The following is a 12,297-nucleotide window of genomic DNA, read 5'->3' as shown; positions in this document are numbered from 1 at the left end:
ACTAACAACAGCTAACCATTCTACATGCTTAGTTTATTGTATTTGTTCATCATTTGTACACCGTGTACCAAGGTGGCACCACTTTCAATGGCCGCTCCCGCATGTACGGCTTCCATCATTTCTTCTTTGGTGATACCACGTTGTAGGCCATCCTTGGTATAGGCATCGATGCAATAGGGGCATTTGACCACATGTGCAACGGCCAATGCGATCAATGATTTTTCACGTGCACTTAATGCACCTTCCTCAAACACTTTTCCGTAATACTCAAAAAACTTGTTTCCCAGTTCTTCGCTCCATTCCGTAATTTTTCCGAATTTTCTTAAATCCGCTGCGTCGTAATACGTATTCGCCATGATAACTTTTTATATAGGTATGTATTGAATATGGAATCCAGAATAGGCCGATCAAGACCGTAGACCTGTTACCATAATTTTATTTAAGAATGATTTTTAGTGATGAAAGCGCTATAACGCTCACCGAATCCCGACTGCGAATAAAGCTGGGGAACCCTTATTAAAAGGGATGTGAAGGAAATGAGAATCAATAGAAGTAGGTACGAAGCCATACTTTTGTACTCTTCGGTATATGATTTGGACAAGCAACCGAAGAACGGCCTTCGGGAAGGTACGGAAACGGGATAGCAGATTCCGTACATCATGAAGTTGATCTAAATCGATCAAAGGCTGTAACCGGGTCAATTCCTCTTCCCCAATATCCGCCCAATCGATAATCGCTTTGAACAGCTTGGAGGTCTGCCAGGGTAAATTGGCAAAAGAAACGGCATGAAACTGTGACCGGTGTATGCCCATAAGATAAAACCCGCCATCCACAGAAGGCCCAAGGACCAGCTTTTTGGATTTGAGCTGTGCATGTGCTTCTTGAATGTGGGAGAAGTGAAGATGCGGAGTATCGTTCCCAAGGGTAATGATACTATCATAGCCTTTATCAAAAATCGCTTGAATGGCATGGGCAAAACGCTCCCCAAAAGAATCTCCCTTTTGATGCTTTTCCGTGAGATGGAAAAAAGGCAATCCCGTCTTCTCGACCTCGCCCAAAGTGTATTTTGTCAGTTCATCAAAAAGGCCCGCCCCATTTTCAACAGGTTTGTGCTTTAATTCTTCCTTACCGGAATTGGCAAATAGAAGTATCGCTGTCTTTTGATGAATAACGCGTGCCATTATTTCATTTATTGTGATAAAATTACAATAAAAATATTCGTGTTATCAGTCGAAGCGGTAAAAGGTTAATTACAACACATCAGCTATTTTATTGGACCGGACAGTCTGTCAAGTTCATCTTAAGGAGAACATAAAAAGGACGATGAAAGGACAATTGAGCTTTATGAACGACCAAATGCAGGAATATTTCAAATATGTGATTACACATAAGACAAAAGGACTTGATAGTCGGTTTTGGGAAGCCTATGGGCAAATAAAATTTTAGAAAAATTTTAATAATATGACTTTGGCTTCTGGCATAGGATTTGTCCCTTCCACTCCGACTATTATGTTCTTTTAAACTATTGGATTATAGAAAAGTTGACGTTTGATTTATCATTACCGATGTTTATAGGGTTCACTTTTTTAGGCTTCATGGCCAAAAAGATATTTTAGGATATTATGAATGATCGAATATTGGTTTTCATTGGAACCGACAAACAGGTAGGGAATAAATCCAAAACAAAGCCTAGACATTTTGTCATGTAAAAACGACAGGCTTTCAGCTAATGCCTTTCCACATCCTAAAAGACATATTGGTAGTCAGGTCATAACAATGAATACGAACAAGTAATTAAAACAAAATCGGATTATGAAAAATAGAAATCATCGTCGAACAGAAATGAGAGTTTATTTTTTCGCTGCCTTGATAGCCTTGATGGTAAGCTTTGGTGCCATTGGAGGTTATCTTTTGGTCAAGGAGAAACCGGTGACCATTCAGCAGGTGCAGGGAACGGAAGGGAAAAATGTATTGTATACGGCAGACAAGGAGGGTAATCTAAAACCCTTGGACTTTACCGTGACGGTCGATAAGGTCTTGGATGCTGTGGTAAACATTAAATCCACTCAAAGCGGAGCAAGATATGGGGGACAAGAGGAATATCGCCAATTGCCCGATCCCTTCAAGGATTTCTTTGGGGATATGTTCAAGGATTTACCCCGAGGTGAAGGATCGCGTCCCCAGCCCATGTACGGGACCGGATCTGGTGTTATTATCAATGATCAAGGGTATATCGTAACCAACAACCATGTAATTGCCAACGCGGATGAAATAGAGGTTACCTTACATGATAATGGTACTTATAAGGCAACGGTAATCGGGACGGACCCGACCACGGATTTGGCCCTTATCCAAATAAAGGCCGATAACTTAAATCCTTTGGCCTTGGTAAACTCCGATGATGTTCAAATTGGGGAATGGGTCTTGGCCGTGGGCAATCCCTTTAGTCTTACATCCACGGTCACTGCAGGAATCGTAAGTGCCAAGGGCCGAAACATCAATATCAACCGGGAAAAATTTGCGGTAGAGAGTTTTATCCAAACGGATGCGGCCATCAATCCTGGGAATAGTGGTGGTGCCTTGGTCAATTTGGATGGCAATCTTATCGGTATTAATACGGCCATTGCCAGTAGAACCGGCACCTATAACGGTTATGGATTTGCAGTCCCCAGTAATATCGTATCCAAAGTGGTGGAGGATCTTTTAAAATATGGAAGCGTACAAAGAGGTATGCTGGGGGTTTCCATACGGACTATGGACGGTAACCTGGCCAAGGAAAAAGGTGTAGACTTCACCAAAGGGGTTTGGGTGGAAAACATTGGAGAGGATAGTGCCGCAGAAAAAGCAGGTATCGAAAAGGGTGATATTATCATAAAAGTAGATGAAAATGAAACCTTGACTTCCCCTAGACTTCAAGAAATCATTGCCCGTCATAGACCTGGCGATAAGGTTATGGTTACGGTCAATAGGGACGGTACGATGAAGGAATTCGACGTGGTTTTGGAAAATGCCAAAGGGAGTACCGAAATTGTAAAAAAGGAAAAGAAGGAAGTTTTAAACCTTTTGGGCGCCGATTTTGAGAACCTCGGAAAGGAAGAAGCCAAAAAACTGAATTTGGATGGAGGTGTAAAAGTAACCCATCTTTACGCTGGAAAGTTGCGCAAGGAGACCCAAATGCAGGAAGGCTTTATTATTACACATATAGACGGTAAAAAAGTAGTTGATATAAAAGACGTAGCCAAAGCCTTGGAAAACAAGGAGGGCGGCGTAATGCTGGAGGGAGTTTACGAAGACCGTCCTGGAAAACACTATTATGCCTTTGGAATGGGGTCATAATAAAAGGGGGCGAACAACGCCCCCTTTTTAATTTTCCGATATGATGAAGGTCATAGGTTGGGATATAAAGTATAAGGTACTTTGGCCGATAAATCCATAGGAGATATATGAAGTTTAAGGAGTATTACAGCATATTAAATGTAGACAGGAACGCCAGCGATAAGGATATCAAAAAGGCCTATCGCAAACTGGCTACACAATATCATCCGGACAAAACCAAAGGAGATAAGGCATCGGAAGAAAAATTCAAGGAGATTTCCGAGGCCTATCAGGTGTTGGGAAATGATGAAAAGCGGAAACAATATGATGCCTTAGGTTCGGATTGGGAACAATTTCAACAGTCCGGCGCCAGCTATGATGAATTTATGCAGCAACGTAGCCAATACCAACACTATAAAAATCGACAACGATATGCCTATACGAATTCAGATTCCGGTTTCGGGAACGGAAGTGGTTTTTCGGATTTTTTCGAAGCTTTTTTCGGTAGTAGTGCCAGGGACAGAGGCGCATATGGGTTTCCTGGCGGGGATGTATCGGGCGAGGTAACCCTTGATCTTACCGAAGCCTATCACGGAACGGAACGGGTACTTGAATGGGACGGGCAAAGGATAAAATTAAAGATTAAGCCTGGAGCCTATACCGGGCTGCAGTTGCGGGCCAAGGGCAAAGGTCAAAAAGGAAGTCGGGGACAGGCTGGAGATCTTTATGTCGATATCGGGGTACGGGAACATGCCATCTATAAGAGAGAAGGAGATCACCTGCATATGAATTTGTCGGTGGATGTTTTCAAAGCCCTTTTGGGAGGCAAACAAGATGTGATAACCCTATCCGGCAAGGTTAAGATTCCGATCAAGGAAGGTACCCAAAATGGGAAGACCATCCGTTTAAGGGGCAAAGGAATGCCCAAATATGGGAAACCGGGACAATACGGAGACTTATTCGTCACTATTAATATACAATTGCCAACTAAGCTTACCCCCAGACAAAAGGAACTGATAAGGGAAATTCAAAATAGCCGTTAAAGGCTCAAAAGCGATAAACAATGAAAGGAAACTTTGCGAATTTGATACAATCGGAAAAGCCGGTTTTGGTCGACTTCCATGCGGATTGGTGCGGACCCTGCAAAATGCAGGCCCCTATTCTTAAGGAGGTAGCTGCACAAGTAGGGGAAAAGGCCAAGATTATAAAAATTGATGTGGACAAGAACCAAAATATAGCCAATAGATTTCAGGTAAGGGGAGTACCTACGCTGATTCTTTTTAAGAAGGGACAGGTAATCTGGAGGCATTCCGGAGTAACGGACAAGGCGCAACTGGTAGGACTTATAGATAGGAATTCTGGATAATGGAATAGGCAATATTTTGTTTTAGGTTAAATATAACGCGCAAGGCTTTTGAGTAGCTTTGCATATAAAATGGGGATTTTGGGAACGAAGTTGCTTACGAACAATCTATCCATTGGATTGGTACTCTCAGGAGGTGGCGTACGGGGCATGGCGCATATAGGACTTATACGCGCTATGGAAGAATTGGGCATTTCCGCCCAAGTAGTCAGTGGAAGTAGTGTGGGAGCCTTGGTCGGGGCTTTATATGCCAATGGAAACTCGGTTTCCGACATGCTTTCCTTTTTTAAGGAAACACCTTTGTTCAAGTACAATTTTTTGACCATTCTTAAGCCGGGATTTATCGATACGGATCGCTATTTTGAAATTTTTAAGGGATACTTCCCCCAGGACACCTTCCGCTCATTGGAAAAGGATCTGCACGTAGTGGCCACCGATCTTCAGAAAGGGGAACAACAATTTTTTTCTGAAGGCGAATTGATACGGCCCTTATTGGCATCCGCGGCCTTGCCTCCGGTTTTTAGTCCCGTGGAGCTTAAGGGAAGACTATACGCGGATGGGGGGATAATGAATAACTTTCCTTTAGAACCCCTACAACACAGTACGGATTATGTAATCGGAAGTAACGTATCCGTTGTAGGTGAACTCCATAAAAATGCCCTTAAAAATTCCATACAGCTTACAGGCAGGGTAACAAGCCTTATGATTTATGCCATTAACAAGAAAAAATTACACTCCTGTGACTTGCTATTGGAGTACAAGGAATTGGAAAAAATAGGCGTTTTGGATCGTACAGGGATTGAAAAGGCCTATATAATGGGATATGATTTGGCCTTGGAAACCCTGGAAAAGGAACTAAAACAAGCCGATAATTAGTATAAAGCCTGAATTGATAGAACGGAACGGGCTATACTCCAAACCGACTAAATCGTCCCATATAACAATTGTTAGATCTTCCCGATTTTTTAAAAAACAGGGGATTTAACCAAAGGGTTCGATAAAATGCACATAACTGACCAAAGAATACCAGATACATCTTGCTTACCAACCAAATGGTCTTTTTTGAAGCAAGGGGTTTGGTCTTGATTTTTAGGCCAAAGTCAGATTTAGAACATAAATCTTAGGAGCCTACTCCTTTTTTTGCCTTTTACTCCTTAAAAGAAATAGACATCCAGTTATTTTTAGACATCGTCGTAATCTACGGTTAGGGTTGGGGTTGTGGGATGTGCCTGGCAGGTAAGGATAAACCCCTCCTCAATTTCACCGTCCGTTAAAATCTGATTCTTTACCATTTCCGCTTTCCCTTCGGTAATTCTGGCGATACAACTACTGCAGACACCCCCTTGACATGAATATGGGGCGTCGATATTTTCTTTGAGAACTGCATCCAACACAAGGGTTTTTTTATCCATGGATAATACAAATTCCTCGTCCTCAAGAACTACGGTAAGTTGGGTCTGCCCCTCGGCGGTTTCCGGTATCTCATCCAAAATCTCTGTAGTGGTAAACAGTTCAAAATAGATTTTTTCCTCGGGAACCTCCTTCTCCGTAAGTGTATCGCTTACAAGATTGATCATAGCCTCCGGCCCACACAGATAATAGGCGTCAAAATCAATATTTTTGTGTTTGTTCTTTAGTGCATAATTAACGGTGGAGACATCTATACGTCCGAATAGGGAGTCGCTCTCATGGGCACGACTATTGATGAAATAGACAAAAAACCGATTAGTATAATCCAATTGTAGTTTTACCAAGTCCGTATAGAACATGGTTTCTTCATACGATCGGTTCCCATAGACCAATACAAACCGGTTCTTGGGATGGCTTTCCAGGGCAGTACGAACAATGCTCATAATTGGGGTAATACCACTACCAGCGGCAAAAGCGACAATATCTTTTGGAGTATCGGAAGGCTTAAATACAAACCGACCTTCGGGGGGCATAACTTCCAAAACCTCTCCAACGGCCAATTTGGTGTTGGCATAATCCGAAAACCCACCCTTGTCCACTTTTTTTACCCCAATGGTAATGGTATCCTTTTTGGGTACGGAACTAATGGAGTAGGCTCTTCGTAATTCTTGTCCCTTTATCTCTTTTTTGATGGTAATATATTGTCCGGAAATGAAATCGAAGGTCTGCAATAAGTCCTTGGGAATTTCTAGGGTAATCGCCACCGAATTAGGGGTCAATGATTTTATATGTTTTACAACTAGAGGATGGAAATTGGGCATATTCAAAAAAATTTGTGCAAAACTACTAAAGCAATCTCCATTTTAGACCGGAATGTTAAAAAAATAACAGCTTATTGTAACAAATATGGACTTAACCGCACTAACTTGCCATAAAGAACACCCACCGGAATGTTCAAGTACTTCATCAGCCTGCAATGGAAGTCTTTTTTTAGGTCGGCCTCCCTGGGAAAAGGGCTTGCCCTAAAAGTTTTGATGCTTTTCTTTGCCGTATACATGATGGTTTCACTGATTTTGGCAGGATCTGGCCTTTTTTTTCTTTTACAAAAGATTTTTCCGGAGGCAGACCCTTTACGAAAATTGAGCGAATTTATGCCCTACTGGTTGCTCACGGAACTTTTTATCCGGTATTTTATGCAAAAACTTCCGGTAATGGAAGTGAAGCCCTTGCTGACACTGCCCATAAAGAAAAGTACGATTACCCATTATATCCTCGCCAGATCTGGAGTATCGTTTTATAATTTTATGGGGCTGTCTATATTCGTTCCCTTCGCTATAGTGCTTTTGACTCATGGATACCCGGTATTAAATGTAGGCTTTTGGTTACTTTCGATTGTTTTCCTGGTGCTCACGGTGAACTATGTCAATTTCATCATCAATAAAAGTGATACGGCATTCCTAGTTTTGGCCGGAACACTGATTGCTTTCTATGCTTTGGAGTATTTTACCATTCTTCCCATTACCGATTACACAGGTAAAATCTTTTACGCCCTTTACGAACATGAATTCCTTTTTACGGTTCCGCTATTTCTGTCGTTTTTGGCCTACTTACTCAATTATGGATTTTTGCGGAAAAGGATTTTTTTGGATGCTTCATTGGGTAAAAGGACTAAAAAGGCCATTACTTCGGATCTGGCATGGACTAGACATTTTGGGAGTATTGCTCCATTTTTACAATTGGATTTAAGGATGATATGGCGCAACAAACGTACAAGAACGCAGGTATTTATTTCATTGGCCATGATTTTATACGGATTGGTATTTTATACAATGGATGATTTTGCCCTTACCTCCAGCTTAATGGTATTTGCGGGGATTTTTATTACAGGCATTTTTTTGGCCAATTTTGGCCAGTTTGTTCCCGCTTGGGACAGTGCTTACTACAGTATGCTGATGTCCCAGAACATACCGCTGCGGAAATATCTGGAGTCCAAGGCAGGATTGATTTCCGTCAGTGTTGTGATTATGTTCCTACTTTCCATTCCCTATGTATATTTTGGATGGCAAGCCTTGGCCATTAATTTTAGTGCTGCACTATATAATCTAGGGGTAAATACTCCTGTAATACTACTTTTTGGTTCTTTAAATAAAAAGAGGATCGATTTGGACAAAAGCGCCTTTTCCAACATGCAAGGTACGGGAGCAGCCCAGTTTCTGGTAATTATCCCCCTACTGGGACTTCCCGTACTAATTTTCGCCCTTTTTAAGTTTTTGGTTTCTTTTGAGGTTGGGCTTATGGCGATAGCGGCATTGGGCCTATTGGGTTTTGTCCTCCGCAAAAGGCTTCTGGATGGTATTACGGAACTATATAGAAAAAAGAAGTACGGTATGATAGCCGGGTTTAAGGAAAAGAATAGTTAGGTAAAACGAGATACTTGTACCATGATCATTGCACAAAATCTGACCAAAAAATACGGCAACCAAATCGTTTTAAATTTGGAACGATTGGAAATCCCCAAAGGACAAAGTTTTGGGTTGGTCGGCAATAATGGGGCGGGGAAAACGACATTTTTTAGTTTGATACTGGATTTGATAAGCCCCACTACCGGCCATATTATAAATAATGATGTTCGTGTTGATACGAGTGAAGCCTGGAAACCCTTCACCGCTTCATTTATTGATGAAACCTTTTTAATCGGATACCTTACCCCTGAGGAATACTTTTATTTTATAGGGGAGCTTCGCAATCGGAATAAGGCCGATGTAGATATGCTCTTGTCAAAATTTGAAAATTTCTTTCACGGTGAAATTCTGGGACAGCATAAATACCTAAGGGATCTGTCCAAGGGCAATCAAAAAAAGGCCGGTATCGTGGCCTCATTTATTGGAGACCCTGAAGTGGTCATATTGGACGAACCCTTCGCCAATCTAGATCCGACTACCCAGATTCGTTTAAAAGGGATTATTAAGGACTTAATGGAAAAGAGGGAGATTACTGTCTTGATTTCAAGCCATGACCTCATTCATGTTACGGAGGTCTGCGAGCGTATCGTGGTACTGGACAGGGGCGAAATAGTAAAGGATATCCAAACCTCCACAGAGACCTTACAGGAATTGGAAAGCTTCTTTGCAGGGTAATCGCACAAGAAATCTCATCCTTTAGGGATATACCTGGTAGCAATCGTACGGGTCTCCGGTTGGCGGGCAAAAGGAAGTTTTACAACTCGCGTCGTCCTTGTCCTTGCCCAGTTGTACACATTCCGATTCCGAGACAAAAGCTTTGTTCGTTTGGACAAAAGGCTGCCCCGTTCCAAAACCACCACAACTAATGCTACAATTACCCCCCTCGCCATCCGAACTACAGGAAGAAATAACGGACAATAAACCAAAAAGTACCAAATACGTTTTTTTCATAGATTTATTCTTGAAGAATACAATTTGCGGCTTCTATTAAACTGGATTGATAACGCGTACTAAGAATTTCATATTCGAAAAAAGTACCTAAATCATCCATTCCTCTTTTATCTTCATCCACCTTGTCCGATGTAAAGTAAATTTTTACGTGTTTTATTGGTTGTGCACTTATCAATTTTAATTGTTCCTCACGAATCGTATAGTAGGGATCAATGGTTTCCGTAGTGACCGGTAGGGTAAATTTTCCAAGCTTTGTCTTATCGGGATATAGCGTCAGGATACTATTGTCTTCAAATTGCATCACGACTGGATCTTTGTCCATGATGTCTATTCTTTTTCCAAATTCCCGTATAAAGACCAATGACAAGTAGTAGTTATTTTTATCCGTCCTGACAAAATTGGTAGTGGCGCCATGGCTAAATTTTCCAAATAGATTGCGTTGTACGGTAGCTTTTAACACTTTTTGATCGGTAAAATGTTTTTTGGCCTTTTTAGCACGTTTACGGGAAAAATCACAATCCTGACCTGAACATATGAATGGAAAAAACAACACTACCAAAACAATTGTACGACTCCATTCAAAGACTCTCATAGGAATACCGTTTTGAAAGGATCTATTTTGATAACAATTTCGCAACCCGGAAGAAACTTGGTCACGAACAAATGGAAATTGTGAAGTGGCAAAGATGTATACTTTAAAAGTGTACGATAAATCTATAAAGTGCAGGAATAAGAAAACCCCACATATAGTTCAATTTCTTACACTTATAGGTCAATAAGGTAGAATAGCTTATGGTTTGTATTGGGAAGGGGGTGTTCCAAAAGTTTCCGTAAAACATTTGGAAAAGTAACCAACATTATCAAACCCCACCATGTAGGCGATTTCAGTGATCGATCCCACATTTGCTTCCAATAGCTGGGCCGCTTTTTTTAGTCGGATCAACCGAATGAACCTTGTAGGGGAACAACCGGTGTATGTCTTTAGCTTGCGATATAATTGCGATTTACTCATGTGCATATGGGCAGCAAATGAGCCAATATCAAAGTTTGGATCTACCAAATGTTCTTCAACTACTTCCAAGGCCCTTTGAACGGTTTTCTGATCCTCCGAGGGAGCTTTAATTTGTTTAAGGGGCAATGTATTGGGATTGCTTTGAATTTTTGTCAATTGCTTTACATCCGCTTCCAAGGCCCCTATTTTTGACTTGAACAACTTCCTTTTCCTTTGTATCTGAGTGAAATAACCATGCAGCAACAGGCCTGAGGCCAATAGCATTAGAAAATAGAGTATATAGGCCCAATTTGATTTCCAGAATGGTGGGGCAATCACAATGGTAATGGAGGCCATTTCCGATACATCGTGGACTGCCCTGGTGTTCAGGGTGTACGTGCCGGGATCTATGTTCCCAAGGATCACTTGCTGCCCCTCCCCGGTTAAGTTCCAATCATTACTTAACCCTTCTAATTGATATTCATACGTATGGTTCACATCATCGGCATAGTTCAATTCCGCAAAACCGAAGGACATATTGTTCTGGTTATGTTTAAGCCTAATGGTATCGGCTCTTGAAATAGGGATATCCAAAACATGGGTATTTGCATCAGGGGAATTATTCTTTTCACCAAGCAATTGAAAATCCGTAAATACTATTGTCGAAGCTTTTACGGCAGGGTTAATGGAAAGGGGGTCAAAAGCATTGAGACCATTGATGCCTCCAAAAAAGAATTCACCCTCCTTGCTCCTAAAATAGGCCCCTGCATTAAACTCGTTGTCCTGGATACCGTGGCTTACGTTAAAATGTTTGAATTCCCCTGAGCTAGAATCAAATTGGCTTAACCCGGCATTGCTGGTAAACCATACGCGGTTTTTTTCGTCCACCAGTATACCATAAATTACATCGTTGAGCAATCCATTGGCAGTGGTATAATGCTCAAAAACACCGGTGTTGGTATCCAATCGATTGAGTCCTCCCCCATACGTACCAACCCATATATATCCGCTCCCATCCTCTGCGATGCTTGTGACATATTCATGACTAAGACCCAGGCAATTTTTTGGGTTATAAGGATATTTTTCAATGGAATTTTTTACCGTGTCCAGGCAATTGAGGCCATCCTTGGTTCCGACCCAGAGTAATCCTTTTTTATCAAAATATAGGATATTGATTGAATGGGCAGTTATTCGCTTGGCCAAGTTAGGGTCATAAAAAAAGACTTGAGATTCTTCTGTTGTGGGATTAAATTTCCATAGGCCATACCCACCTATCCAAATATTGTTCTGCGAATCCGCAATTAACGTTCTTACTTGGTTTATGGAGTCTTTTTGCCCGGGCAACCTATAATAACGTTTAAACTTTTTTGTTTTTTCATCGAAACGGTTTAAACCATTTATCCAGGTGCCGGCCCAAATCGTACCTGTGGAATCCTCGCAAAAAGACCGAACGGTATTTGAGGAAATGGAAGTCTCATCCCTTGGATTGTAACGATAGATCTCTACTTCCCCGGTTGCCTTGTCCATGCAATTCAAACCGCCATGCGTACCTACCCATAAACGCCCTTTACTGTCCAATAAAATGCCCCGAACGCTATTTTCGCTTAAGCTATGGGTATTTTCCGGAGAATGCTTGTAATGTTTGAATTGAAGTTGATGGGAATCATATTTGTTAATGCCGCCACCGAAAGTACCTACCCAAAGTATTTGCTCCTTATCTTGGTACAAGGAACGGATTGAGTTCGAATTTAAGCTAGCGTCGTTTTGAAGTTCCTGTTTCAAGATTTTGAACGAATGGGTTCCGG

12 protein-coding genes are annotated in these 12,297 nt (G+C 41.5%); 6 read left to right on the top strand and 6 right to left on the bottom strand.

What is annotated here, in order from left to right; genetic code table 11:
* Window positions 1-20: 20 nt before the first annotated feature.
* Together ACO06Y_RS04885 and ACO06Y_RS04880 are read right to left on the bottom strand one after the other, a co-directional pair.
* A complete protein-coding gene (locus ACO06Y_RS04885) occupies window positions 21-356 on the bottom strand; it encodes an arsenosugar biosynthesis-associated peroxidase-like protein (protein WP_120709940.1) in 336 nt (111 codons plus the stop codon).
* A 120-nt stretch (window positions 357-476) separates the two neighbouring features.
* Window positions 477-1,181 carry a TIGR04282 family arsenosugar biosynthesis glycosyltransferase gene (locus ACO06Y_RS04880; RefSeq protein ID WP_422082711.1) on the bottom strand — a complete coding sequence of 235 codons (705 nt, stop codon included), beginning with the start codon at window positions 1,179-1,181 and terminating at the stop codon, window positions 477-479.
* A gap of 661 nt (window positions 1,182-1,842) precedes the next feature.
* Here ACO06Y_RS04880 and ACO06Y_RS04875 point away from each other — a divergent pair.
* From ACO06Y_RS04875 to ACO06Y_RS04860, 4 genes are all read left to right on the top strand, one after another.
* Window positions 1,843-3,336: a Do family serine endopeptidase gene (locus ACO06Y_RS04875; protein WP_422082710.1), complete on the top strand. Its 1,494-nt coding sequence runs from the start codon at window positions 1,843-1,845 to the stop codon at window positions 3,334-3,336.
* Between the two features lie 107 nt (window positions 3,337-3,443).
* Window positions 3,444-4,358, top strand: coding sequence for a DnaJ C-terminal domain-containing protein (locus tag ACO06Y_RS04870; RefSeq protein ID WP_422082709.1), 915 nt, complete (start codon window positions 3,444-3,446; stop codon window positions 4,356-4,358).
* A 20-nt stretch (window positions 4,359-4,378) separates the two neighbouring features.
* Window positions 4,379-4,681 (top strand): thioredoxin, encoded by a 303-nt coding sequence (gene trxA / locus ACO06Y_RS04865; RefSeq protein WP_422082708.1) that lies wholly within the window; start codon window positions 4,379-4,381, stop codon window positions 4,679-4,681.
* A gap of 78 nt (window positions 4,682-4,759) precedes the next feature.
* Entirely contained in the window at window positions 4,760-5,554 is a 795-nt protein-coding gene (locus ACO06Y_RS04860) for a patatin-like phospholipase family protein (protein ID WP_422082707.1), read from the top strand.
* A gap of 305 nt (window positions 5,555-5,859) precedes the next feature.
* Here ACO06Y_RS04860 and ACO06Y_RS04855 read toward each other — a convergent pair whose 3' ends face one another.
* The gene (locus ACO06Y_RS04855; RefSeq protein ID WP_422082706.1) at window positions 5,860-6,909 is read right to left on the bottom strand and encodes a 2Fe-2S iron-sulfur cluster-binding protein; all 1,050 of its coding nucleotides are present in this window, start codon (window positions 6,907-6,909) and stop codon (window positions 5,860-5,862) included.
* Between the two features lie 129 nt (window positions 6,910-7,038).
* Between ACO06Y_RS04855 and ACO06Y_RS04850 the strand changes: the two genes are divergently transcribed.
* On the top strand, window positions 7,039-8,508 hold the full coding sequence (locus ACO06Y_RS04850) for a DUF5687 family protein (RefSeq protein WP_422082705.1): 1,470 nt from the start codon (window positions 7,039-7,041) through the stop codon (window positions 8,506-8,508).
* 21 nt (window positions 8,509-8,529) lie between these two features.
* Entirely contained in the window at window positions 8,530-9,225 is a 696-nt protein-coding gene (locus tag ACO06Y_RS04845; protein WP_422082704.1) for an ABC transporter ATP-binding protein, read from the top strand.
* Between the two features lie 21 nt (window positions 9,226-9,246).
* Here the strand turns inward: ACO06Y_RS04845 and ACO06Y_RS04840 are convergent, their stop codons facing one another.
* The 3 genes from ACO06Y_RS04840 to ACO06Y_RS04830 form a co-directional block, all read right to left on the bottom strand.
* The gene (locus ACO06Y_RS04840; RefSeq protein WP_422082703.1) at window positions 9,247-9,501 is read right to left on the bottom strand and encodes a hypothetical protein; all 255 of its coding nucleotides are present in this window, start codon (window positions 9,499-9,501) and stop codon (window positions 9,247-9,249) included.
* A gap of 4 nt (window positions 9,502-9,505) precedes the next feature.
* Entirely contained in the window at window positions 9,506-10,093 is a 588-nt protein-coding gene (locus ACO06Y_RS04835) for a hypothetical protein (protein ID WP_422082702.1), read from the bottom strand.
* A gap of 198 nt (window positions 10,094-10,291) precedes the next feature.
* Window positions 10,292-12,274: a two-component regulator propeller domain-containing protein gene (locus tag ACO06Y_RS04830; RefSeq protein WP_422082701.1), complete on the bottom strand. Its 1,983-nt coding sequence runs from the start codon at window positions 12,272-12,274 to the stop codon at window positions 10,292-10,294.
* Window positions 12,275-12,297 lie beyond the last annotated feature (23 nt).

It is taken from the genome of Ulvibacterium sp., from assembly GCF_965228935.1.
Classification (GTDB): domain Bacteria; phylum Bacteroidota; class Bacteroidia; order Flavobacteriales; family Flavobacteriaceae; genus Ulvibacterium.
Note: the sequence above shows the minus strand (reverse complement) of the source record. Positions and strands in the feature narration are given on the sequence as shown.